The 23,894-nt window shown below is 71.0% G+C and carries 22 protein-coding genes and 1 pseudogene; 13 read left to right on the forward strand and 10 right to left on the reverse strand.

What is annotated here, in order from left to right; genetic code table 11:
- Window positions 1-186: 186 nt before the first annotated feature.
- The 6 genes from ACZ3OF_RS02835 (at window position 187) to ACZ3OF_RS02860 (ending at window position 6,889) form a co-directional block, all read left to right on the forward strand.
- Window positions 187-1,524: a hemolysin family protein gene (locus tag ACZ3OF_RS02835; protein WP_361666583.1), complete on the forward strand. Its 1,338-nt coding sequence runs from the start codon at window positions 187-189 to the stop codon at window positions 1,522-1,524.
- Complete coding sequence (locus ACZ3OF_RS02840; protein WP_361666582.1) at window positions 1,521-2,537, forward strand: hemolysin family protein; 1,017 nt, start codon at window positions 1,521-1,523, stop codon at window positions 2,535-2,537. The genes ACZ3OF_RS02835 and ACZ3OF_RS02840 overlap by 4 nt, the downstream gene beginning before the upstream one ends.
- A 120-nt stretch (window positions 2,538-2,657) precedes the next feature.
- Entirely contained in the window at window positions 2,658-3,977 is a 1,320-nt protein-coding gene (locus tag ACZ3OF_RS02845) for a hemolysin family protein (RefSeq protein ID WP_361666580.1), read from the forward strand.
- Window positions 3,974-4,993: a hemolysin family protein gene (locus tag ACZ3OF_RS02850; RefSeq protein WP_361666578.1), complete on the forward strand. Its 1,020-nt coding sequence runs from the start codon at window positions 3,974-3,976 to the stop codon at window positions 4,991-4,993. Before ACZ3OF_RS02845 ends, ACZ3OF_RS02850 begins: the two co-directional genes overlap by 4 nt.
- A gap of 318 nt (window positions 4,994-5,311) precedes the next feature.
- Window positions 5,312-5,749, forward strand: coding sequence for an NfeD family protein (locus ACZ3OF_RS02855; protein WP_361666577.1), 438 nt, complete (start codon window positions 5,312-5,314; stop codon window positions 5,747-5,749).
- A gap of 30 nt (window positions 5,750-5,779) precedes the next feature.
- Window positions 5,780-6,889 (forward strand): SPFH domain-containing protein, encoded by a 1,110-nt coding sequence (locus tag ACZ3OF_RS02860; RefSeq protein ID WP_467302293.1) that lies wholly within the window; start codon window positions 5,780-5,782, stop codon window positions 6,887-6,889.
- A gap of 228 nt (window positions 6,890-7,117) precedes the next feature.
- On the opposite strand, the gene ACZ3OF_RS02865 is transcribed toward ACZ3OF_RS02860, so the two are convergent.
- Both ACZ3OF_RS02865 and ACZ3OF_RS02870 read right to left on the reverse strand, forming a co-directional pair.
- Complete coding sequence (locus ACZ3OF_RS02865) at window positions 7,118-8,263, reverse strand: site-2 protease family protein (protein WP_361666575.1); 1,146 nt, start codon at window positions 8,261-8,263, stop codon at window positions 7,118-7,120.
- A gap of 90 nt (window positions 8,264-8,353) precedes the next feature.
- Window positions 8,354-9,193, reverse strand: a pseudogene (locus tag ACZ3OF_RS02870) (SulP family inorganic anion transporter); the annotation flags it as partial.
- Between the two features lie 341 nt (window positions 9,194-9,534).
- Between ACZ3OF_RS02870 and ACZ3OF_RS02875 the strand changes: the two are divergent.
- The 3 genes from ACZ3OF_RS02875 to ACZ3OF_RS02885 all read left to right on the forward strand — a co-directional run bounded on the left by ACZ3OF_RS02875 (window position 9,535) and on the right by ACZ3OF_RS02885 (window position 11,726).
- Entirely contained in the window at window positions 9,535-10,785 is a 1,251-nt protein-coding gene (locus ACZ3OF_RS02875) for a molybdopterin-dependent oxidoreductase (protein ID WP_467302295.1), read from the forward strand.
- Window positions 10,786-10,790: 5 nt separating this feature from the next.
- A complete protein-coding gene (locus tag ACZ3OF_RS02880; RefSeq protein WP_467302827.1) occupies window positions 10,791-11,300 on the forward strand; it encodes a hypothetical protein in 510 nt (169 codons plus the stop codon).
- A gap of 96 nt (window positions 11,301-11,396) precedes the next feature.
- Window positions 11,397-11,726, forward strand: a complete 330-nt coding sequence (locus tag ACZ3OF_RS02885) for a TfoX/Sxy family protein (RefSeq protein WP_361666574.1) — start codon at window positions 11,397-11,399, stop codon at window positions 11,724-11,726.
- A gap of 27 nt (window positions 11,727-11,753) precedes the next feature.
- Here the strand turns inward: ACZ3OF_RS02885 and ACZ3OF_RS02890 are convergent, their stop codons facing one another.
- The 3 genes from ACZ3OF_RS02890 to ACZ3OF_RS02900 form a co-directional block, all read right to left on the reverse strand.
- Window positions 11,754-11,885 carry an SRPBCC family protein gene (locus ACZ3OF_RS02890; protein ID WP_361666572.1) on the reverse strand — a complete coding sequence of 44 codons (132 nt, stop codon included), beginning with the start codon at window positions 11,883-11,885 and terminating at the stop codon, window positions 11,754-11,756.
- Complete coding sequence (locus ACZ3OF_RS02895; RefSeq protein ID WP_361666571.1) at window positions 11,882-12,070, reverse strand: SRPBCC family protein; 189 nt, start codon at window positions 12,068-12,070, stop codon at window positions 11,882-11,884. The genes ACZ3OF_RS02890 and ACZ3OF_RS02895 overlap by 4 nt, the downstream gene beginning before the upstream one ends.
- 67 nt (window positions 12,071-12,137) lie before the next feature.
- Entirely contained in the window at window positions 12,138-13,586 is a 1,449-nt protein-coding gene (locus ACZ3OF_RS02900; protein WP_467302300.1) for a glycosyltransferase 87 family protein, read from the reverse strand.
- A gap of 113 nt (window positions 13,587-13,699) precedes the next feature.
- Between ACZ3OF_RS02900 and ACZ3OF_RS02905 the strand changes: the two genes are divergently transcribed.
- Both ACZ3OF_RS02905 and ACZ3OF_RS02910 read left to right on the forward strand, forming a co-directional pair.
- Window positions 13,700-14,842, forward strand: a complete 1,143-nt coding sequence (locus ACZ3OF_RS02905; RefSeq protein WP_467302302.1) for a molybdopterin-dependent oxidoreductase — start codon at window positions 13,700-13,702, stop codon at window positions 14,840-14,842.
- Window positions 14,842-15,246, forward strand: a complete 405-nt coding sequence (locus ACZ3OF_RS02910; RefSeq protein ID WP_467302304.1) for a hypothetical protein — start codon at window positions 14,842-14,844, stop codon at window positions 15,244-15,246. The genes ACZ3OF_RS02905 and ACZ3OF_RS02910 overlap by 1 nt, the downstream gene beginning before the upstream one ends.
- A 62-nt stretch (window positions 15,247-15,308) precedes the next feature.
- Here ACZ3OF_RS02910 and ACZ3OF_RS02915 read toward each other — a convergent pair whose 3' ends face one another.
- From ACZ3OF_RS02915 to ACZ3OF_RS02925, 3 genes are read right to left on the reverse strand one after another with little or no spacing between them, the layout of a single operon-like run.
- The gene (locus tag ACZ3OF_RS02915) at window positions 15,309-15,965 is read right to left on the reverse strand and encodes a class I SAM-dependent methyltransferase (RefSeq protein WP_361666565.1); all 657 of its coding nucleotides are present in this window, start codon (window positions 15,963-15,965) and stop codon (window positions 15,309-15,311) included.
- Complete coding sequence (locus tag ACZ3OF_RS02920) at window positions 15,962-16,582, reverse strand: TIGR04282 family arsenosugar biosynthesis glycosyltransferase (RefSeq protein WP_467302307.1); 621 nt, start codon at window positions 16,580-16,582, stop codon at window positions 15,962-15,964. Before ACZ3OF_RS02920 ends, ACZ3OF_RS02915 begins: the two co-directional genes overlap by 4 nt.
- A complete protein-coding gene (locus ACZ3OF_RS02925; protein WP_361666563.1) occupies window positions 16,579-17,295 on the reverse strand; it encodes a glycosyltransferase family 2 protein in 717 nt (238 codons plus the stop codon). Before ACZ3OF_RS02925 ends, ACZ3OF_RS02920 begins: the two co-directional genes overlap by 4 nt.
- A gap of 124 nt (window positions 17,296-17,419) precedes the next feature.
- On the opposite strand from ACZ3OF_RS02925, the gene ACZ3OF_RS02930 reads away from it, so the two are divergent.
- Together ACZ3OF_RS02930 and ACZ3OF_RS02935 are read left to right on the forward strand one after the other, a co-directional pair.
- Entirely contained in the window at window positions 17,420-18,229 is an 810-nt protein-coding gene (locus ACZ3OF_RS02930) for a response regulator transcription factor (protein WP_361666562.1), read from the forward strand.
- Window positions 18,222-19,334: a sensor histidine kinase gene (locus ACZ3OF_RS02935; protein ID WP_467302310.1), complete on the forward strand. Its 1,113-nt coding sequence runs from the start codon at window positions 18,222-18,224 to the stop codon at window positions 19,332-19,334. The genes ACZ3OF_RS02930 and ACZ3OF_RS02935 overlap by 8 nt, the downstream gene beginning before the upstream one ends.
- Window positions 19,335-19,363: 29 nt before the next feature.
- On the opposite strand, the gene ACZ3OF_RS02940 is transcribed toward ACZ3OF_RS02935, so the two are convergent.
- The gene (locus ACZ3OF_RS02940; RefSeq protein WP_361666559.1) at window positions 19,364-20,392 is read right to left on the reverse strand and encodes an NAD-dependent epimerase/dehydratase family protein; all 1,029 of its coding nucleotides are present in this window, start codon (window positions 20,390-20,392) and stop codon (window positions 19,364-19,366) included.
- Window positions 20,393-20,957: 565 nt separating this feature from the next.
- Complete coding sequence (locus ACZ3OF_RS02945; protein ID WP_467302313.1) at window positions 20,958-23,894, reverse strand: FtsX-like permease family protein; 2,937 nt, start codon at window positions 23,892-23,894, stop codon at window positions 20,958-20,960.

Consider the following 23,894-nt stretch of genomic DNA (forward strand, 5'->3'; position numbering starts at 1 on the left):
CACCCTCGGCTCTCGATGCGTGTTTGCCTTTCCTTTACAGTGGTGTAGAAGCCTACGTGCTTGCCTGACCATCCGATTCCTCCTGAGGACGAGAAGGAGTGAGCGACCCGCAATGGGTGAGCCTCCCAGTACCAGCCGTGCCACCGCCTGCCCGGCCGAGACGAGCCAAGGAGCGGGGGCGGCACGGTGACCGAAGTGCTTCTGCTGCTTCTGGCCCTGGCCCTCACGCTGGCGTGTGCGGTGTTCGTGGCGGCCGAGTTCTCCCTCACCACCGTCGAGCGCGGTGAACTGGAGCGTGCCGTCGCGGCGAAGGAACGCGGCGCCGAAGGTGCGCTGCATGCCGTGCGGCGGCTGACCGTTCAGCTCTCCGGCGCCCAGCTGGGGATCACCGTCACCTCGCTGGTGATAGGCATGCTCGCCGAGCCGTCCCTGGCGGCACTGCTCCGCGGTCCGCTGGAAGCGATCGGTCTGGGCAGCGCGGCGTCCTCGGTCGCCACTGTTCTCGGTGTGGCGATCTCCACGGTCGTGCTGATGGTCGTGGGCGAGCTGGTCCCGAAGAACTGGGCGATCTCGCACCCCCTCGCTGTCGCCAAGGTCGTGGCCGGACCCCAGCGGGGATTCACCGCTGCCTTCGGGCCGTTCATCCGGCACCTCAACAACACCGCGAACCGGTTCGTACGCCGCTTCGGCCTGGAGCCGGCCGAGGAGCTGACCACCGTCCGCACCCCCGCCGAGCTGGCGTCCCTCGCCCGGCACTCGGCCGCCGAGGGCGCCATCGAGGCTGACTCCGTCGAGCTGTTCGTCCGTACGCTCCACCTGAGCGAGCTGACGGCGGAGAACGTGATGACCCCGCGCGTCGACGTTCGCGCCCTGGAGGCCCGGGCCACGGCCGCGGACGCCGCGAACCTCACGTACGCCACCGGCCTGTCCCGCTTCCCGGTCTACCGGGTCTCGCTGGACGATGTGATCGGCACCGTCCACATTCGTGACGTCCTCGCCCTGGAACCGGCCGCCCGCGCGGCCACTCCGATCACCGAGCTGGTGACCGAGCCACTGCTCGTGCCCGAGACGCTGGCCGCCGACCGTCTTCTGGAGCGGATGCGGGAGCACCGGACGATGGCGGTCGTGATCGATGAGTACGGCGGTATGGCGGGTGTGGCGACGGTGGAGGACATCGTCGAGGAGGTCGTCGGCGAGGTCCGCGACGAGCACGACCCCGTCGAAGTCCCCGACCTGCTCCCCGCGCCGCCGACCGAGGACGGCCGGGCCACCTGGGAGGCCGACGGAGGCGTACGGATCGACGAGCTGGCCCGGATAGGACTGAGGGCGCCGGACGGCCCGTACGAGACGGTTGCCGGCCTGGTCGCCACCCGGCTCGGCCGCATCCCCGCCCAGGGCGACGCGATCTTGCTGGACGGCTGGCGGCTCGACGTTCTCGACATCGAGCACCACCGGGCGGACCGGATCCACATCACCGAGCCCGACCGCCTTTCGGAGCGCAAGCACGCCGGGATGGCCCGATGACCGCCGTCCAGATCGCCATCGGCTTCCTGACGCTCCTGACGAACGCGTTCTTCGTCGGCGGCGAGTTCTCCCTGATCTCCGTGCGCCGGAGCCAGATCGAGCCGCTGGCCCGTGAGGGTGACCGACGTGCCCGCATGACCCTGTGGGGCCTGGAGCACGTCTCGGCGATGATGGCCACGGCTCAGCTGGGCATCACCGCGTCCTCTCTGGTGCTCGGCGCGGTCGCCGAACCAGCCATCGCCCACCTCCTCGAGCCCGTCTTCGAGGCGACGCACGTGCCTCACACCCTGGTCCACCCGATCGCGTTCGTCATCGCGCTGACCCTGGCGACGTACGCGCACATGCTGATCGGCGAGATGGTTCCGAAGAACATCGCGCTCGCCGCCCCCGTGCGGACCGCGCTGCTGCTCGGCCCGCCGTTGGTCGCCCTGACCCGGGCCCTGAAGCCGGTCGTCTTCGGGATCAACGCCTTCGCCAACGCGCTGCTGCGCCTGCTGCGGGTCGAACCGAAGGACGAGGTGTCCTCCGTCTTCACCGACGACGAGCTCGCCCGGATGGTCCAGGACACCAGCGAGGCCGGGCTGCTCTCGCCCGCCGACAGCGAGCGGCTGCGTGACGCCCTGGAGCTGGGGACCCGGCCGGTCGGCGAGATCCTCGTCCCGGCGGCCCGGATGGTCACGGTGGACCATCGGATCACGCCTGCCGCGCTGGAGCGGGCGGCGGCACGCTCGGGCTACTCCCGTTTCCCGGTCACAGGCCCGACCGGTGCCGTTCTGGGCTACCTGCACATCAAGGACACCCTCGGCGTCGTCGACCGCGGCAAGCCGTTCCCGCGTACCGCGTTCCATGCTGTGACCCGCGTCCGTATCGACACGCCGCTGGACGACACGCTCACCGCGCTGCGGGCAGCCGACAGCCACCTCGCCGCTGTCACAGGCGAGGCGGGCGCCGTCCTCGGCTACGTGACGATGGAGGACGTCCTGGAGGAGCTGGTCGGCGCCGCCGCCGTGTGAGCTCCACGCGGCGGCCTGCCGCGTACCCGCCCCCGATACTTCAGTCCCGACCCTTTGTGTGAGGAGCACCTTCTTGTCCGCCAGATCGACGCGCCCCTATGTGATGGGGTGCGGTAGCCGATGAACGCCGCTCTCGGCCTGCTGGCCGTCCTCGTGCTGACCGCCGGCACCGGCTACTTCGTCGCCCAGGAGTTCGCCTACGTCGCCGCCGACCGCATCGCGCTCGCAGGCGAGGCAGCGGCCGGCGACAAGCGGGCCGCTCGCGCCCTGAAGGTCCTCGAACGGCTCTCGTTCATGCTCTCCGGCGCCCAGCTCGGCATCACCGTGACCGGTCTGGTCGTCGGTTTCCTTGCCGAGCCGTCGGTCTCGGCGCTGCTGAAGCCCGCACTGGAGGGGACGGGGCTTTCCGAGGGCGCCGTCTCCGCGATCTCCGTCGTCCTCGCCTTCGTCGTGGCGACCGTGCTGCAGATGGTGCTCGGCGAGCTGGCGCCGAAGAACCTGGCGCTGGCCGTGCCGGAACGGCTCGCCAAGTCGCTGGCCTCCTCCACCCTCGTCTACCTGAAGATCGTCGGCCCGGTCGTCCACGTCTTCGACGGCGCCGCGAACAAGCTGCTGCGCAAGGTCGGCATCGAGCCGGTCGAGGAGCTGCACCACGGCGCGACGCTCGAAGAGCTCAGCCACCTCATCGGGGAGTCCCACGAGCAGGGCCAGCTGCCGGCCGACACGGCCGAACTCCTCGACCACGCCCTGGAGTTCTCCGAGCGGACCATGGACGAGGTCATGGTGCCACGCGTGGACGCCGTGTTCGTACGCAAGGACGCCACGCTCACCGAAGCCGTCGAGCTCATCGCGAAGTACGGCCACTCGAACTACCCCGTCCTGGGGGATCACCCGGATGACGTCGCCGGCGTTCTCGGCGTGAACGAGCTGATGCGCCTGCCGGCCGCGGACTTCGACACGACGACCGCGGGGGAGGCGGCTCGCCGGACACTTCTGCTCCCCGACACACTCCCGCTGCCGCAGGCAGTGGCGCAAATGCGGGAACGGGACGACGAGTTCGCGGTCGTCCTGGATGAGCACGGCGGCGTCGCCGGCGTCGTCACGTACGAGGACATCGCCGAGGAGCTGGTCGGCGACATCGCGGACGAGACCGACACCGTCGTCGCCCTCGCGGTGCCCGACGGTGACGGCTGGCGCGTCGACGCGGGCCGCCGTCTCGACGAGGTCGAGGACGCCACTGGCATCGCCCTGCCAGAGGACGAGGACTACGACACCGTGGCCGGGCTGATCATCGACCGCCTCGGACGCTTCCCGACCATCGGCGACCGGCTCACCGTGGACGCCGTCCGCATCGAGGTCCTGAGCCTCGACCGCCATGTCCCCGAACGCGTACGCATCGAGAAGACCATCGCCGAGCAGGCTGAGGAGGCCCAGGTATGAGTTTCCCCATGGCCCTCTTCGTCACCGTTCTGCTACTCGTCGGCAGCGGCTTCTTCGTCGCCGCCGAGTTCGCCCTGGTCGCCGCGAAGCGGCACCGCATCGAGAAGGCCGTCGCGGACGGGCAGCGTGGCGCCAAGGCCGCGTTGGCCGGCATGAGCGAACTGTCGTTGATGCTCGCCGGCGCCCAGCTCGGCATCACCATCTGCACGCTGGGGCTCGGCTCCATCTCCAAGCCGGCCATCTCCCACGAGCTGGACCCGCTGCTTGTGGAGCTTGGACTGCCCACGGGGCTGAGTTACGGCATCGCCTTTGCCGTCGCCATGATCATCGTGGTGTTCCTTCACATGGTCGTCGGCGAGATGGCACCCAAGTCCTGGGCCATCGCCCACCCCGAACGCTCGGCGATGCTGCTCACCCCGCCCTTCCGTGCCGTGGTCAAGGCCGTGCGTCCGCTGCTCTGGCTGCTCAACAGGGTCAGCAACGCGCTCGTCCGGATGTGCCGCGTCCAGCCCCGCGACGAGCTGACCGCGGTCCACAACCGCGAACAGCTCACCCACCTCGTGGAGGAGTCCGAGCGCCTCGGCCTGATCAACAAGACCGACTCCCAGCTCATCACCCGCTCCCTGACCGAACCGCAGACCCCGGTCGCCGAACTCCAGACCCCGGCTGCCGACATCGTCACCGTCCCGGCCGGAGCCGGTCTGGACACGGTCCTCGCCCGCGCCTCCGAAGCGGACCGCTCCCGCCTCCTCGTCCGCGACGGAGACCGGATTCTCGGCTCTGTGCACGCCCGAGACGCGCTGGTCGCCCGCACGCGCGGCAGGGCTCTTACGGCGCGCGACCTCGCCCGCCCGGTGCCGGAGCTGTCCTCGACCGACACCATCTCCCACGCCGTCGAACAGCTCCGCCAGCGCCGCGCCTCCCTCGCCCTCGTACGGGACGCCCAGGGTGCGCTCACCGGCCTGATCAGCCTCGACGACCTGCTCGTCCGGATCATGGGGCCACAGACCGTGTGACCTGCCGATCTCCCTACGGTTGCCGCCGCCGTCGCGCATCCCGTAGCGGTGACGGTCGTCCGGGGCGAGGTTGGACGTGAGGTACGGAGGCGACTACCGGCGAACCGGTGACGGTCGGAGTGGACGGCTCGGAGTCGAGCGTCGCCCCCGTTTCCATGGCGCTTCTCGCGGTGCGGTCCTTGTCGGCCTGCTTCTGGCGTTCTGTTCGCCGGTAGGCCGCCGTCCGGGCGTCCTGACGCAGACCGGGCCGGACGGGTCCCTTATGTCCAGGTTCCGGGTGATTGGTTGGTGGGTAGATCTCTGACGGAGGCTGACTCGATGCCGTGGTTCGTTTGGCTGCTCGCTGCCGGGGTGCTTGGTGTCGCGGAGTTTTTCACCCTGACACTGGTTTTCGGGTTGCTGGCGGGCGCTGCACTGGTTGCCGCTGTCGTCGCCGGTGTCGGCATCGGCCTTCTTGGCCAGCTCGTGGCGCTCGGAGTGGCAGCGGCAGCGGGTCTCCTCATCGTCCGTCCTGTCGCGCTGCGTCATATGTCACAGGCCCCGCTGACCCGTGAGGGCAGCGATGCGCTGATCGGCAAGCGGGCCGAGGTCATGCAGGAGGTCACCGCGAGCCGCGGCCTGATCAAGATCTCCGGGGAGGACTGGTCGGCTCGCGCCCTTGACGAAAGCCATGTGATCCCGGTGGGGGCGCTGGTGGATGTCATGGAGATCGAAGGTGCTACAGCGGTCGTCTATCCCTGCGAACTCCTTCCATGAAGCGGCCGAACACATCCGGACGGAGGAATTGTGGATCCGTTTGTCATCCCGATTCTTGTGGCGGCGATTGTTGTTGTCTTCCTCGTGGCCGCCACGGTGCGGATCGTGCCGCAGGCGCGTCGCTACAACATCGAGCGGTTCGGCCGGTATCGGCGGACGCTCCAACCCGGCCTGAACTTCGTCGTGCCGGTGGCGGACCGCGTCAACACCAAACTCGACGTGCGCGAACAGGTGTATTCGTCCGAGCCCAAGCCGGTGATCACCGAGGACAACCTCGTGGTGAACATCGACACCGTGCTCTACTACCAGATCACCGACCCGCGGGCGGCGGCCTACGAGGTGGCTGACTACCTGCATGCGATCGATCAGCTCACCGTGACCACCCTGCGGAACGTCATCGGCTCCATGGACCTGGAGCAGACGCTCACCTCACGCGAGGAGATCAACACCCGGCTCCGCACCGTCCTCGACGACGCCACCGGCAAGTGGGGCATCCGGGTCAACCGCGTCGAGATCAAGGCCATCGACCCACCGCACACCATCAAAGAGGCCATGGAGAAGCAGATGCGGGCCGAACGCGACAAGCGTGCAGCCATCCTGCACGCCGAAGGGGAGCGGCAGGCCAAGATCCTTACCGCGGAGGGCACGAAGCAGAAGGACATCCTCGAAGCACAAGGCACCCAGCAAGCCATGATCTTGCGGGCGGACGGCGAGGCCAAGGCGGTGGAGCGCGTCTTCCAGGCCGTTCATCGCAACAACGCCGACCCGAAAATCCTGGCCTACAAATACCTCGAGACGCTCCCGCACCTGGCGAAGAGCGACAACAACACCTTCTGGGTGATCCCAGGCGAGCTGACCGAGGCAGTTCGCGCCGTCACCCACGCATTCGGCGATCAGTCGACGATGGGTCTTCCCGGATCCGCGCAACCGGAGGAAGCAACCCCCACCGATGCCGACGGCACGCCGGACGAAGGCGGGCCTCCACAGCTCGAGGCAGGCTCGCCGCTTCCGCTCGACGCTGCCGCGGCTGCTGACGAGGTCGCGAAGCAGGCCGCCGCCGTAGTGAGCGACGCGAAGGCCGAGGCCGAGGCCGCGAGGGCGCCCCAGGTGCCGGGCCGGGGGCAGACGTCCGGCGATTGAGCGCCGCCGGCGAGGGCTCCGGGAATCCCGAGGTGACCACGCCGCAGCGGGCCGCCGCCGGGGCCGCCGCGTGGGCCGGCTCCCTCGCCATACCGACCGACCAGAAGATCGAGACCGCGACGCCCTTGCCCACGACGACTTCCTTGATGAGCGGGAACTTGCTCATCCGCCATGCTCGCCGATGATGTCGGCGGAGGCGAGCCCCGCAGGGTTGGCGACCACCCGGGTTCATCCGCTACCCGTGTCGCTGTTCGTACCGCGGAGCGAGTGGCGCTGGACGAGCCGGGCGATGTCACGTGCGGTGATGATGCCTACCAGGAGTCGACCGTCAGTGACGAGGATCCGTATGCCGCTCCTGCTCGGGCGGGCCTTTTCGAGAACGTCTTCCAAGAGGTCGTCCGGCGTGCAGGTGGTGCACTGCGACAGTGGGGTCGCCACGTCACGTACGCGCATTTCGTTGCGCTGCGTCACGGGGATCTTCGCCATCTGCGACAGGTCGACCAGGCCGCTGGGGCGGCCTTCGAAGTCGGTCAGGGGCAGGGCGGAATGGCGGGCCCGCATCGCGACGTCGTCGACGCAGCGTTCCACGGTGAGCCAGTCGGGGCAGGTCTCCACGGGGCTCGACATGGCTTCCGCCGCACGTACCCCGTGCAGGGCCGAGGCCATTCCGGCCTGCCGTCGCTCCGCGTTGGCGACGATCAGGACGAAGAACCCGACGACCATCAGCCACAGACCGCCCAAGCCACCGCGCAGGACGTAGACCCAGCCGCCGGCGATCAGCAGGAAGCCGAGTACCTGCCCACTGCGTGCGGCTGCCCGTTCGGCCCGGTCCCGGTCTCCGGTTCGCCACCAGATCACCGACTGCACCACACGCCCTCCGTCGAGCGGCGCGGCGGGCAGCAGATTGAACACTCCCAGCAGGAAGTTCACCCACGCCAGCCACACCAGGACGGCCGCCGGTACCGCCCAGCCGAACAAGGCGTTCAGTCCGACTCCCGCACCGAGCGCCGCCGCGCCGACGACAAGGCTGGTGAGCGGCCCGCCGACGGCTACCAGGAAGGCCGCGCCGGCCGTGCGCGGCTTGCCCATCCGGGTCATCCCGCCCAGCGCCCAGAGCGTGACGTCCTGGACAGGGATGTCCTTCCTCCGGGCGATGAACGCGTGCGCGGCCTCATGGGCCAGCAGGCTTCCGATGAGCAGCAGGGCCCCCACCAGCCCGGCGACCGTGTACGTGGCGGGCGACTGGGCGGGGGTCCAGACGGGGAGCGTCTGGCTTCCCAGGCTGTACCCGAAGAGGACCACGAGCAGGGGTACGGTCCAGTGGACGCGCAGGGGCACGCCGAGAACTCGCCCTATCCGAACCGAGCCGTTCATCTCCGTCTCCCAGGGCTGAAGCAGGCGGTCCTCCGCCCGAGCCGCAGGCCCTCGGGGCGCTCCCGGTGATCGGATCAGTACGGTGTCCGCCTACTCACAGTGTTGCTCGCCGGCCCGGTGGCTGGGACCCATCCGCAGGAGCGCTGCCACCTCACACGCGGCACGGCTTGCCGGCCCGAGGGCCCTGCCGGGAAGAGTCAAGGACCCCCGCCCCCGAAGTCCGGGGGTCCGTTGTGCGGGCGTGCCCGCCTCCGGTCGGTGGCTGGTGAGCTCGCCGGTGGAAGAGGCGTCCCAGATGTGCGCGGCGGACAGGTCGATGACGACCTTGTCCGGGGCGGCGGCGTAGGCGAACCGGCCGATCAGGTCGTGGAAGAAGCGAAGAACAGCTCTCCGGTCACCCGGTAGACCACCGTCGTGCCGTCCGGGTCGGTGACAGAGGTGACAGAGGTGACAGCGGTGACGTCGGCGAGGTGGGCGACGCGCGTGGCGAACAGTGCCAGTCGAAGGTCGAGAACGACACCATGATCATGACGGCTTCGAGGGCGGCCATGGGGATGTCGGAGACGACCGGGCCGAAGGCGATGCACCACCATCAGGAACGCGCCGGCGAGGAACGTGGACAGCCGGGTGCGGGCGCCGGAGACCTTCACGTTGATCATCGTCTGGCCGATCATGGCCCATGCCGCCCATGCCGCCGAAGAAGCCGGTGACGATGTTGGCGATGCCCTGGCCGATGGACTCGCGGGTCTCGTTGGAATGCGTGTCGGTGATGTCGTCGACCAGCTTCGCGGTCATCAGGGTTTCCATCAGGCCGACCAGCGCCATCGCGAAGGCGTACGGGGCGATCGTCGTCAGCGTGTCGAGCGTGAACGGCACGTCGGGCAGGCCCGGCACCGGCAGGGAGGACGGCGGGGCGCCCTTGTCGCCGACGGCTGTGAACCACACCGGTCGCGTGGAGCCTTGACCACGTGAAGGCCGGCGCGGAGGGAGTTACGGACGCCGGTCAGGGGTGACCGGTCGCGGGGACGCCACGCAGGTGCGGTGCATCGACGTCGTACGGCGCCCATGGGAGGCACTGGGCGGCCTCAAGTGGGCGTGTCACGGGCTCGGCCCGGTTTCCGGTGCGGGATGTTCTTCTCCGACGATCGGCGAGTGTGGGGAGTGTCCCGGTGGAGGCGAGCGGCGGCGAGCGGAATCGGCCCGAGCCCCCATCCCGGGTGCCGTCGGAGCCTGCTAGGCGGCCGGCTCCGCTGACGCGTCTGCGGGCTGCCGTGTCGGGGCCACCGCCGGGGCCGACGCGGCCGGAGTTCTGGCGCAGCCCGCTGCGGGGGCTGTGGCTGACCGCTGTGCTCGGACTCGTCCTGCTGGTCGGCATCACGCTGCTGTTCGTGACGGGCCTGCTGTCGTACGCCGCGTACAACCCGGATCTGTCTCCGGTCAACGACCAGACGCCGGACAAGGGGTGGCTCGGCTTCTACCTGTTCTCCTGGCCGACCTCGCCGTACTGGCTCTACCGGGTGAACCAGGGCGTGCACGTGGTCCTGGGCGTCGTCCTCGTGCCTGTGCTGCTGGCGAAGTTGTGGTCGGTCATCCCCAAGCTGTTCCAGTGGCCGCCCGTACGGTCGGTCAGCCACGGCATCGAGCGCCTGTCCTTGCTCCTGCTGGTGGGCGGCGCCGGCTTCGAGTTCGCCACAGGCATCCTCAACGTGCAGTTGCACTACATCTTCCCGGGCTCCTTCTACGTCCTCCACTTCTACGGGGCATGGGTGTTCATCGGCGCCTTCGTCGTGCACGTGGCCTTCCGGCTGCCGCGTGCCCTGCGCGCGGTGAGGTACGGACGCGAGCTGCCGGAAGCCGGTACGGAGGAGGCGGCCGGCCTTGTGTCGCCCCGGCCGGCGCCGCCGACCATCTCACGGCGGGGCGCCCTGGGCATGGTCGGACTGGGGTCCCTGGCACTGTTCGTGGTGACGGCCGGGCAGAGCGTCGGCGGCTGGTGGCGCCAGACGGCGCTGCTTGCCCCGCACGGCAGGGATCCCGGCTCAGGACCGAACGGCTTCCAGATCAACAAGACCGCGGCATCCGTCGGTATCCGGCCCAGCGACATCGGCCCCGCCTGGCGGCTGACCGTGCGCAGCGCGGGCCGCCAGGTCGTGCTGACCCGAGATGCGCTCCTGGCCATGGAGCAGCACGAAGCGGCGTTGCCCATCGCCTGCGTCGAGGGCTGGTCGACCCCCGACCAGCTGTGGAGCGGCGTTCGGCTCACGGACTTGGCCGCACTGGTCGGGCGCGGCACGGACACCCCGCGGGCCCTGGTGGAATCGGTACAGCGGGGAGGGGCGTTCAGCTCCGTCGTCCTGAGGGACAACCAGGTACGCGACCACCGTTCACTTCTGGCCGTACGCGTCAACGGAGCCGTGCTCTCGCGGGACCACGGCTACCCGGCCCGCGTGATCGTCCCCGGCGCGCCCGGCGTCCACAACACCAAATGGGTCACCCGGATCACTTTCGGAGAACCGGCATGAGCCACATGGCTGCCCTCCGCCGCCGCTACGGAGCTTCCCCGCTCCACCTGCTCCTCGTGCTGGCCTCCTTCGCGCTCGCCGCGTACGCCGGCGTCCGGCTGCTCAAGGGGGACACCCTGGGCGTGGCCCTGTGGTTCGTCGGCGCGGCACTCCTCCACGACCTCGTCCTGCTCCCCCTCTACGCGGTGACCGACCGGGCCGCGCAGCGCCTGTTCAGGGAGAAGGCAGGTGCGGGGGAGGAGCCGCCGAGGCCGAGCGTCAACTACGTGCGGGTTCCGGTCTTCGTATCGGGGCTTCTGCTGCTGGTCTGGTGGCCGCTGATCCTGGGCCGGGTCGACCACTACACCGCGTACACAGGGCTCCCGGCCGACGGGTTCCTGGGACGCTGGCTGCTTGTCACAGCTGCCCTCTTCGGCGCCTCGGCGGCGACCCTCCTCGTCCGAAGGTGGCACGAATCGGCGCCTCGACGACGAGCGGCACGACGCGAGCGACGAGCACGCGAAGCCGCGCGGTGACGGCGGGGGCCGGCGGCTCGAGACCCGAGCGGTGCCGGTCGGGTCTCGGCCTCTCCCGCACGGCGCGTCGTCGGGTCGTGCGGAAGAAGGGGTTCCATGACCTATGACGAAGGGATGGCCCAGCGGATCAGGGACGGGCTCGGTGAGCGGCCGGACCTCACCGAGAAGCGCATGTTCGGCGGCCTGGCCTTCCTGCTCGGAGGGACCATGACCGTGGGCGTGATCGGCGACGAGCTGATCGCCCGGGTGGGCCCCGAGCACGCCGAGGTGGCCCTGGCCCGCCCGGAGGCGCGCCCGATGGACTTCACAGGCAAGCCCATGCGCGGCTGGGTGACCATCGGCGGCCCCGCGCTAGCGGAGGATCAGGTCCTCGACCACTGGGTTACGACGGCCGTGGGTTTCGCGAGCACACTGCCGCCCAAGTGACGGGGCATCGAGGCAAGATGGTCGGCCTCAGACCTGCCGGTCCAGCAGCGCCTTGAGGCGTGCCAGGTCCTTGCTCTGGGTGCGGCGCATCGCGGACGCGATCGCGGGGGCGGCGAGTACGGCGAAGCCGCTGGGCTCGCCCCGGTTCCGCAGTGTCATGCGGGTGCGGTCGCCGGCGCGGTGAACGCGATCCGGGAGCCGATCGCGACGGACGGCGGGGTCTGCCACGTGACGGAGTCGATGTTGGCGTACCAGTCCGGGGCGTGCGAGGGGCCGGCCGCGTAGGAGGCGACCCGGTCGGACGGTACGGCGATCACTGTCTCGGTCAGGACGTCGGCCTTCATCGCGCCTGCTCCACAGCGGACTCCCCTCCCCGGAGGCACGCGCCGCGCACGCCGGGGGCCGGCGCCACTACGTCGGCCGGCTCGCGGTCCGGGCCGGGGGCGGCGGCCCCGGCCCCGATGTCTGGATGGAGACGTCTTCGGGCTGACGCGTTCCGGTTCCGCGGCGCCGCCGCCCGGCAGCGGCCGCGAGGACGAGGAGGGCCGCGAGGCCGTACGCGATCGCGGCCGTCGGCTCCCGGTGGTCGAAGACCCGGCCGAGGACGTAGACGGCTGGGCCGGCCAGGGCGACGCCGAGCCATTCCCAGCGTCCGTCCAGTGCGACGAGGGCGACCAGGAGGAGGGCGTACCAGGGGTAGCCGGGCGTGAGGAGGGCGAAGGCCCAGCCGGTGACCAGGAGTGCGCCGCTCCATGGCCGGTGCGGGTCACCGCGCCACATCACGTACAGGGACACGCCCGCCATGACGACGAGGACCACGGGGAGCGCCCAGCTGTCGGGCAGGACCAGGCGGAGCAGCGCGTACCGGGGTCCGTCCGCGGGGTCGTCGTAGCCTTCCTCCTCCACATAGCCGCCGAGGTAGCCGAAAACGGAACCGTCCGAGAGGAGGACGTACGGGAGGTAGGCGAGCGCGGTGAACGCGGCGGCGGGCAGCAGCACGACGGCCGCGTCGCGGACGCGGCGGACTCCGGACAGCGCCCCTGGCAGGACGACGGCGGGCATGAGCTTGGTGGCGACGGCGGCGCCGAGGAGCAGACCGCCGGCCGAGCGACGGTCCGGAAGGACGGCGACGAGTCCGAGTCCGATCACGGCCAACAGCGCCCCGAGGACGTCCACATGCGCGTTGTTGACCGCCTCGATGGGCACGACGGGGCACCACGCCCAGTACGCGGCCCGCCGCAGATCCGTGCCCCTGCGGCGCAGGATCAGCAGCACCGCACCGGTCACGCCCAGGGAGATCAGGCCGGAGCCGATCTGGAGGGGCTTGTGCAGGGCCCCCTCCGGGGAGAGCTGGTCGACGGTCAGGAAGTACGCCTCGGCCACGGGCGGGTAGATGGTGTGTACGGCGGGCCGGTTGAGACGCGTGCAGTGCCGTACCGGTCCGGGATGCGGGATGCGGGCACGGTCGGGGCCGGTGCAGGCCGCCCCCGTGGGAAAGAGCCACGAGTCGCGCAGCCGGACCAGCTCCGGGTCCTGCGGAGCGTGGTCGTACGGGGAGACGCCGGCCGACTGGACGCGGCCGTCCCAGGCGTAGCGGTACGAGTCGGTGCTGGTCCGGGGCGGCGCCACCAGTCCGGTCACCGTGACGGCGATCGCCCCGGCCACGAGCAGGGGCAGGACATGGGAGGACGGAACCCGGCGCATCGCGAGCAGAGCGCCGGCGAACAGCACCCAGCACGCCGCGTACCAACAGAACAGCCCGCCGGGGTCGGCGGAGTAGCCGTCGTACCGGATGGTGAGGACGAGGACGGTGGTGAGTGCGGCGAGGGACGTGGCGGTGAGGGCGGTGCGCGGGTTCACGTCCGCAGCGTTCCAGGAACAGTTCTGGAAGTGGGGTCGGGCGCCCCGAGTGTCCGTGTTTCGTAAGGTGTTCCGACCACCCACGGGTGCCTTGGCGGGGGTGTCATGGGCTCATGCGCTCAACTCCGCTTCCTGGACCGTCGATCACCTTCACGGCGCGTCTGCATGATGCCCGTACCGCGACCGCGATCGGCCGCTGGCTCGGGCTCGCCATCGTCGTCTGTTTCGCGACCGGCGTGCTCAGCCACTACCTCCAGCACCCGCCCGCCTGGCTCGCCGACCGGCTGCCGAGCCGCCCGTACTGGGGCTACCGGCTCACCCAGGGGCTGCACGTGGCCTCCGGCATAGCCGCGATCCCGCTGCTGATGGTCAAGTTGTGGACGGTCTACCCCCGACTCTTCACGTGGCCGCCGGTCCGGTCGGTCCGTCACGCGCTGGAACGCCTCTCGGTGGCGGTGCTCGTCGCCGCGGGGATCTTCGAGCTGTTCACCGGGCTGCTGAACACCTTCCAGTGGTACCCATGGCCGTTCCCGTTTGTGTCCGTGCATTACGCCGTCGGCTGGCTGCTGCTGGGAGCGCTGCTGCTCCACGTCGCCGTTCAATGGCCACAGATCCGGGACCACTTCACCCGCCGCTCACCCGCCACCATCGCCCTTCCCGCCGCCGATGGACCGGACCGCCGCCGGCTGCTGGCGGCCGTCGCGGCCGGGGTCGGCGCCGTCACGCTGACGACGGTCGGCCAGTCCGTCACCGCACTCGGTCCGCTGGAGCTGTTCGGACCGCGCAGCCCGGACCACGGGCCGCAGGGAATGCCGGTCAACCGCACGGCCGCCGCGGCACGCGTCACCGCGGCGTCGCTGACCGACTGGCGGTTGACCATCGTCGGGCCGCGCCCGTACAGCCTCACTCTGGAGGAACTGCGCGCGATGCCGCAGTACCAGGTGAGCCTGCCGATCGCATGTGTCGAGGGCTGGAGCAAGTCCGCCCGCTGGACGGGGGTACGGATGCGCGACCTGCTGCACCGGGCGGGCGGCGGCCCGGGGGCACGGTGCCGGGTGGTGTCACTGGAGGCGGCGGGCGCGTACCGGGTGATGGAGATGGGCCGCACGTATGCCCAGGACCCGCTCACCCTCTTGGCGTTGGGCCTGAACGGCGAAGTCCTGTCCCTGGACCACGGCTACCCGGCGCGGATCATCGCCCCGAACCGGCCCGGAGTGCTCCAGACCAAGTGGGTCGGCCGACTGGAGGTGACGTGATGGTGTTCCGGTACGTGCTGGGCGGCTGTGGGATCGTCCTGATGGCCTTCGGCGGTGCCCTGGTGCTGGACCAACCAGAGCCGTGGCGGGTCGGCGTGTGGCTCGCCGGTGGGGTCCTCGTGCACGACGGGCTGATCGCACCGCTCGTCGTCGCGATCGCCGCGCTCGCCGCGGCGGCGGGTCTGCGTCTGAGTGGAGTTCCGCGCGCCGCGCTGATCGTCGCGGGCTCGCTGACGGCCATCGCCCTGCCGCCGCTCCTGCGCCCCGAAGGCGTGGCCAACGCGACGGTTCTGCCGCTGGACTACGCGCGGAACTGGCTTCTCACGATGGCGGCCGTCGCCGTGATCACGCTCGCGTACGTCGGGGTGCGCGCATGCCTGCGACGGGCGGTTCAGCGGCGGTGAGCCCGGGGCGATGGAGAAGGGGCCGACACGTGTCCGGCGTCGGCCCCCTCCACGTCGCGTCGTCAGCGGCGTAGGCCCACAAAGCTGCGGCCCGCGGCCTGCCAGGTGAGGGCGCGGGTCCAGCCGGCCTCCGGGGCCTCGGCGCACAGGGCCCGCGTGCCGAGCCGGGCCCACCGGAAGGGCGCCCCGCGGCCGCCATGGCCGTCGTCGACGTGGACCTCGACGCGTTCGTCGACCTCGGTGGTCGCCACCTCGACCAGCAGCGAGCCGGACGGTGAGGCCAGTCGGGCGGCGCGGCGCAGCAGGGCGGCCGGATCACCTCCGATGCCGATGTTGCCGTCGATGAGCAGCACGGTGTCCCAGCGGCCCTCACGAGGCAGGGGATCGAAGACCGATCTGCACAGGGCGCTGCCTCCCGCGCGGGCCGTGCGGGCCACCGCCTCCGGGGCGACATCCACGCCCAGAGCCCGGTGTCCGCGTGCGGCGAGGGCGGTGACGAGGCGGCCGGGTCCGCAGCCGATGTCCAGGACCGGGCCGTCGCAGCGGTCGAGGACGGTGGCGTCGGCCGCGTCGGGTTCGGCGCACCATCGCTCGACCTCCAGAGGCAGCAGCCAGCCGTCGCCTCGGCGCAGGTAGAGCGGGCCCCGGCCGGAGCGGAGGGCCTCGGCGTACGGGTCGGCACGCCAGGCGAGGGCGGGCTCGGTCAGCTGGGTGGTCATCGCGTCACCGCGCAGAGGCCACCGTGGAGGGTGGCGAAGCGTGTGCCGGGTATGGCGGCCGCGACCTGTGCCGCGTCGGCCGGGGTGTCCACGTCGCACAGCTCGGGCAGGTCCCGAACCGTGCGCCCGGACGCGGTCAGCCGTCGGCGCTGCTCCCGCCCGGTGCGCGCCACTGACATGGGGACACCGCGGAGCAGCGCCGGGTCGGGCTCGGCCAGGCCGAGCGCCCAGAACCCGCCGTCGTCGGCGGGACCGAACCAGGCGTCGGTCTCGCTGAAGTCGAGGCCCTGGGCGAGGAGATCCGGGGTGACCTGGGGTGTGTCCATGCCGATGAGCAGGGTGGGTCCGTCGACGTGGGAGAAGGCCGCGGCCAGTCGGACGTCGAGGCCGCCAGCGGTCTGCGGAACGACTTCGATGCCCTCGGGCACCCAGCACCCTGGTCGCCCGTCGAGCACCAGGACACGGCGCCCGGCCGGAGTGGCGAGCACGGCTGCGAGGGTGTCCTCGAGTGCGGCGCGTGCCAGATCGGCTGCCTGCTGCGGGGTGAAGTGCGGAGTGAGGCGCGTCTTGACCCGACCCGCCACGGGAGCCTTGGCGATGACGAGGAGGGTGCTCATACGGAGACCTCCCCGGCCGAGGCGGACATTGCGCCGGGCGGCTCCGCCAGGACCCGGCGCATGTCGCGTACGGCGTTCCAGGTGCCCCGCCAGGTCCCGGTGACCTTGGACCTACCCGAGCGGGGCAGGTACGGGACGTCCGTCTCGGCGACCCGCCAGCCCGCGTCCGCGGCGCGCACCACCATTTGGAGCGGGTAGCCGCTGCGCCGGTCGGTCAGCCTCAGGCCGATCAGGGCCTCCCGGCGCGCCACCCGCATCGGTCCGAGGTCGTGGAGCCGCAGGCCGGTGCGGTGGCGCAGCATCCGTGCGAGGGCCAGGTTCCCGGCGCGGGCGTGCGCGGGCCATACGCCGAAGCCCTGCGGGCGGCGGCGGCCGAGCAGCAGGTCGGCCTCACCCGATGCCACCCGTGCGGCCATCGGGGCGAGCAGCCCCGGGTCCATGGAGGCGTCGCAGTCGCAGAAGCAGACCAAGTCGGCCTGCGCCGCGAGCAGCCCGGCGTGGCAGGCCGCACCGAAACCGCGTCGGCTCTCGTGCACCACGGTCGCCCCGAGGCTTCGGGCGATCTCCGCGGAGCCGTCGGTCGACCCGTTGTCGACGACGACGGCCCGCCATCCGGCGGGCACGCGCCCCAACACCCAGGGGAGTGCTTCGGCCTCGTCGAGGCACGGCAGTACGAGGTCCGCGTGGGGCGGTGCGCAAGCAGATGAAGTCACCCTCCATACCGTAGGAACCGAGTAGCGGGAAATGGCCCTTCCAGTCCTTACGAAACGCGGACGCCATCCCGGAGGAGGGGAACCCACGCCACAACCGGCCCAGCCGGGTGACAACCTGGAGCCCATGGCAGTGAGCGATGGGGAGAGTGCGTACGAAGGGCACCGGCCCGACGGCACCGACGAGATCGGTGCGCCGGCCGGTGTTCTCGTCGTGGACGATGATCCGACCGTCTCGGAGGTCGTGGCCGGGTATCTGAAGCGGGCCGGTTTCGCGGTTCGCCTGGCGGCGGAGGGGCCGGCCGCACTGCGCGCCGCCGAAGAGCTCCGGCCCGACCTCATGGTGCTCGACCTGATGCTGCCCGGTATGGACGGGCTGGAGGTCTGCCGTCGGCTGCGCGCACGGGAGAGCGGCACACGGCCCGTCCCGGTCATCATGCTGACCGCGCGCGGCGACGAGGACGACCGGATCCTGGGCCTGGAGGTGGGCGCGGACGACTACGTGACCAAGCCCTTCAGCCCGCGAGAGCTCGTCCTGCGCGTGCAGTCGGTCCTGCGCCGGGCGACGGCCGCCGCTCCGGCCGGTGAGCCACGCCTCGCCGCGGCGGGTCTGTCCTTGGACCCGGCGGCGCGTCGGGTCACCAAGAACGGTAGGGAACTCGCCCTCACCCTGAGGGAGTTCGACCTCCTCGCCTACTTCCTGCGGCACCCGGGGCAGGTCTGCGACCGGGAGCGACTGATGCGCGAGGTCTGGGGCTGGGACTTCGGAGACCTGTCCACCGTGACCGTCCACGTGCGCCGGCTCCGCGGAAAGGTCGAGGACGACCCGGCGAGCCCACGACTGATCCAGACCGTCTGGGGCGTCGGCTACCGCTTCGAGGCGAGCCCGGCCACGGAGGCCGCGTCGGCTGCCGAGACGGCGGCCGGCCGTGCGTGACCTGCTGCTGATCGCCCTGTACGCCCTCCTTGGCGCAGGCGCCGCGGGGCTTCTGGGAGTCGTGGCGCTGCGCGTCCTCAGGCACCGGAGTCTCGCGGTGTCCCTCGCCGTCGTCGCCGCCGTCGCCGTGTCCGCGATGCTCGCCGGGACGCTCGCGGTGGCGTGGGCGATGTTCCTGTCCTCCCACGACCTGGCCGTGGTGACCATGGTCGTCGCGATGGCGGCCGCCGTGTCGCTGGCCACCGCACTGCTCCTCGGCCGCCAGGTCGTGCGACGATGCCGGGAACTCGTCCGTGCGGCCCGCGGTTTCGGGGAGCAGGGCTCGTTCACGCCACCGCTCGTACCCGCCCCCGCCGAGTTCGAGGCCCTGAGCCGCGAGCTCGCCCTCACCAGCGAACGGCTGGCCGCCTCCCGTGAACGCGAGCGGGCCCTGGAGACGTCCCGGCGCGAGCTCGTGGCCTGGATCTCGCACGACCTGCGCACCCCACTGGCTGGGCTGCGCGCCATGTCGGAGGCGCTGGAGGACGGCATGGCGGCCGATCCCGCCCGCTACCCCCGCCAGATGCGCACCGAGGTCGACCGCCTCAACTCCATGGTCGGCGACCTCTTCGAGCTCTCCCGCATCCACGCCGGCGCGCTGTCCCTCAGTCTCACCCGGATTTCCCTCTACGACCTGGTCGGAGATGCCCTGGCCGGCGCCGACGCCCTTGCCCGGGAACACGGCGTGCGCCTGGCGGGCGAGAACGTCGCACCGCTCCCGGTGGAGGTGGACGGCAAGGAGATGACCCGAGTTCTCTCCAACCTCCTCGTGAACGCCATCCACCACACCCCCGCCGACGGCACCGTCGCGATCGCCGCCGAACGCCGCGCGGACTCCGTGGTGCTCTCGGTCACCGACGCCTGCGGAGGCATCCCCGAGGAAGACCTCCCGCGCGTCTTCGACACCGGCTGGCGCGGCGCCCCGGCACGTACTCCACCCTCGGGGGCGGGCCTCGGCCTGGCGATCGTCCGGGGCATCGTCGAGGCCCACGCGGGCCGGGCCGACGTCCGCAACGTCTCCGGCGGCTGCCGCTTCGAACTGACCCTGCCGGCACCGGCGGGGTAGCCGACCCTCCAGGTCAGCCCACTGCTGCCCTACGGCTGCCGGGCGAGCCCAGCGGCCCGCAGAGCCGGGCCTTCCGCGCCACCCGTGAGCTCGGCCATCCCGTCGGCGAACGGCACCGTCGGGCGCCAGCCCAGCTCGCGGCACAGCCGCGCAGAGTCGGCGGTGATGTGCCGCACGTCGCCCAGCCGGTACTCGCCGGTGACGACCGGGTCCGGGCCTCCGCACGCGCCGGCCAGTGCCTGTGCCATGTCGCCGACGGTCCTCGGATCGCCGCTGCCGACGTTGTACGCGGCGAAGCCCGGCCCGTCCGCCAGAGCCTCCAGCGCCACCGCGTTGGCCGAGGCCACATCCCGTACGTGGACGAAGTCCCGCCGCTGTCCGCCGTCTTCGAAGACGCGCGGCGATTCGCCGCGCGCGAGCGCGGACCGGAACAGGGCGGCCACGCCCGCATACGGGGTGTCGCGGGGCATCCCCGGCCCGTAGACGTTGTGGTAGCGCAGCGAGATGGCGCGTCCGTCGATCGCCCGGGCCCACGAGGACGCGAGGTGCTCCTGCGCGAGCTTGGTGGTGGCATATACGTTCCGCGGGTCCATCGGCGCGTCCTCGGCGACCAGACCGGGTGCCAGGTCGGCACCACAGTCAGGACAGCGCGGCTCGAAACGACCGGCCTTCAGGTCGGCCTCGGCACGCGGACCGGGCCGGATCACGCCGTGCGTGGCACACTCGTACCGCCCCTCGCCGTAGACGACCATCGACCCGGCGAGCAGCAGCCCTCGTACGCCCGCCTCCGTCATCTGGGCCAGCAGCACCGCCGTACCGAGGTCGTTGACCGACACGTACCCGGGTGCGTCCCCGAAGTCCTTGCCCAGGCCCACCTTGGCCGCCTGGTGACAGACCGCGTCGACCCCGGCCAGGGCTTTCCGCACGGCAGCAGGATCCCGTACGTCCCGCCCGTCCTCCGCCATGTCGAAGACCACCGGGTCGTGGCCGCGTCCGATCAGCTCGGCGACGATGTGCGAGCCGATGAAGCCCGCTCCTCCAGTTACAAGTACGCGCATGCCTCGAAGCTATGCCGCCTCGGTTCCGGCGAGGTGTTCGACGGGCCGCGCGTCACGGATCCGTAAGAGGGTCCTCAAGAGGGTCCTCAGCCTTCCCTTCCAGTCTCATCAGTTCAGTAGCACAGGACGGGGACGCGTTGGATGAGGTTGTTGCCGAAGCCCCCGCGGTTCCAGGGCGGTTCGAGGGGCTGGGTGCGGCCGGAGGAATCCGAGGCCCGGACCGCCAGGGTGTGGCTGCCTGGGGTGGCCGTCCATTCCGTGTGCCAGGCTTGCCAGGCGCCGGGGTGCTCCCCGGGAGGTCGTAGCGCGTGCACACCCCATGACGTGGGGTACACGAAGCCGGCGGCGACATGACCGTTCAAGAGGTGGGGACAGTGCCGGGCTGCTTCCAGGGCGCAGTCGAGATGGACCGGCGGGTTGGCGCTGATCTCGCCGTCCTCAATAGGTCCCAGGAGCCGGACCGGCCGTTGGCGCCCGTGATGAAAAGGGTGCCTTCGTAAACATCGCCCGGGAGCTCGACACGTGACGAGCCAGGTTGGTTCCGTGGGCAGTCCTGGGCTGCTCGTCATTCGGTTACGCGGACCGCGAGTGCCGGGCGGATGGCGGCCGCGCGCCGGGCCGGCCCGATCGTGGCCAGGAGCGACGCGGCGAAGGTGGCTGCCGCCAGGCCGCCGATACTCGTCCATTCGACCGGGAAACCTCCTTCGAGGCCCTCGAATGCGGCGCTGTTGCTGTACATCAGCCAGGTGGTGAGCACGCCCAGCAGTGAGCCGAGCACGATCCCTTCCACGGCGACGAAGCTGCTCTCCCAAAGGAAGGACCGTTGGACGGTTCGTGCCCGGAAGCCGAGGGCCCGCAGGATGCCGATGGTGCGGCGGCGTTCGCGTACAGCTCGGACCATGACGACGCCGAGGCCGGTGATGCCCACGCCGAGGCCAAGGGCGAGGAAGCCCTGCATGAGACGGAAGAAGGCGGTGCTGGAGTCGAACTGTTGGCGGATGTCCGACTCGATGGGCGTGGCGACCAGACTGGACGAGAGCTGCTCGCCCTGCAGTTGCGTCGCCAGGGCGTCGGGGGAGGTTCCGGGGCCGGTTCTGACCAGCGCGGAGGCGTTCTGTGCCTGGGTACCGAAGAGCTCGCGCGTCGCCTGTTCGCTCAGTACCACGGGGTACGTGGTCGAACTGGCGCCGGTGCCCGGGTAGAAGACCAACCCGTTGCTGAGCACGCCGGCGATGACCTTCTGTTCGCTGCGGCCCGTCCGGGGATCCGTCACTGTGAGGGAGTCCCCGGGGTCGTAGTAGTCGCCGGCCGGTCCGCCGGTGCTACCGAAGAAGCCGTCGAGGACGACGTAGCGAGGGTCGGAGGCGAGAGCACGCCATACCGCGGCATCGTCGGCCAGGCCCGGCAGCCGCTCCCGGAACGTGATGCCGGTGATCGCCCCGTCGGGCACGCCGACGACGGCGGTGTCCAGAGGTTGAGGGCTGCGGTGTCCCGGATCGGTGGCCCGCCCTGTGGCGTTGAGCAGCGGTGTGACGGCGGCGATCTCGGCGGCCGACGGGCCGCCACGCAGATCGGAGACGAGTCGACCGCCGGCGACCTGGGGGTTGTAGTCCAGTCGCAGGGAGTATCCGGCGGTGGCGTCGGCGACGACTCCGTCGACTCCGGCGCGCAGAGTGCCCGAGATCTCCGTCAGGAGCACGAGGACGAAGACGATCAGGGTGTACATCACCAGCGTCGCGCCGGTCCTGAACCGCTTGGCCAAGGGGTACGCGACCGCGAGCCGCGCCGCGAGGCCGCCTTCCGTCGGGCGCTGGAGGAGTCGCCGTACGGGGCGGAGCAGCGTCTTCTGATTGTCGCTGACGAGCACCACGGCGGAGAAGGCGGCCAGGGCGCCCTGGATGACGTACACGGACATCGACGGCGTGTCGAAGATCCGGGGGCGTATGACGGGTGCCAGGAGCGTCCAGGCGAGAACGGCTCCCGCGACCAGGGTGGTGACCGTGTGACGGGGGAGGACGCGCAGCAGTGCCGGAGTCATGAAGGCGAGGGCGAGCGCCGGCATGAGGTACGTAGCGTCGGGCTGGCTGCGCGCCACGGCCGGGACGGCCGCGAACGCGCACAGGACGGCCAGCGTGGTGGAGACCGCGAGCAGCCGGCGGCGTGGCCCCTGTCCGGGTGTGGTGGGGAGGTCGCGGATGGCGGCGATGATGTTGAACCTGCTGATGCGCACGCTGGTCGCGAGGATCGCGGCGAAGGCGATGAGCAGGCCCAAGGCCAGTCCGTTGAGGATGCTGGTGGGGGTGATGGCGAACGCGATGCGGATGCTGCTGCCGCCGACCGACCAGCCCTGGAAGATCTGCGCCGCCACGACGGCGACGCCCCAGCCGACGGCGACCCCGATGGCCACGCCCGGCAGCGCGGACAGCAACGCGTACGTGGCCCCTTCGAGCGTGAAGGACCCGACAAGCCGCGAGCGCTTCATCCCCACTGCTCGCACCATGCCCATCTGGGATTTCCGCTCCTCGCCGAGCATGACGAAGATGTTCACCAGAAGCAGGGCGCCCGCGATGATGCTGAAGCTGCCGATCATGAGGAACAGGGCTCCGAGGGAGTCCCCGGCCTGTTTGGCATCCCGCAGGACCGTGTGCTTCGGCGTCTCGATCGCAGTCTGGCCGGCGAGCGGGCCCAGAGCCTGCCGGATGTCGGCGGTCACCCGATCGGTCAGGGCTTCGCCGCTCTCGACGCCGCCTCGATTGGACAGGAAGGTGACCGAGCGCGGCTCCGCTCCGGCGGCCCGGGCGGCGGAGTCCAGGGCCTGCGGTGGCAGGAAAACGTCGCGGTTCAGCCTGCCGCCCAGGCCCACACCGGCAAGGCCCTGCTCCGGCACCACGCGCTCGACCCGGTACGTCTGCGGTGCTCCGAACAGATACACCGTGACCGGATCACCGGCTCCCACGCTCAGGGACCGGGCCAGCGGCTCGTTGACCACGACCTGGCCGGGCTTCGGGTTCGGTCCGCCGAGGCCGGAGTCGCCACCCGCCGCGCCGAAGCGCGATGCCTCGTCGAAGTCCATCTGCCAGGCCAGTACGCGCGGTTCGGCGGCCGTGCGGTCGTCGGCGGTGCTGACGGCCGATGCCTGGGTTGTCTGGGCGTGCAGGACTCCGTCGACGTCGGGATCGCTCGCCAAGGCGGCCAGCCGCTCGGTGACGGCGCGCCCGGTCGGCCCAGGGGGTGCGACGACGCGCTCGTCCACCGGTCCCAGGGTTCGGTACGCCTCCTGTCGTACGGAGAAGTTCAGGGTGTCGCCGACGACCAGGGCTCCGATGACGATGGCCGTTCCGAGCATCGATCCGCCGATCACCAGCGCTGCCTCGGTGCGCCGTCGGGCGACCTGCCGAAAAGCCAGCCGCCGTGACACCGGCTGCCGGACGGCGACCAGCACCAACGCCAATAGGGCTAGCGCGAGGGCGGTGAGCAGCGGGATGAGGAGGTTCGGGTACAT

The sequence above is a fragment of the Streptomyces sp. NPDC022552 genome (assembly GCF_055561875.1).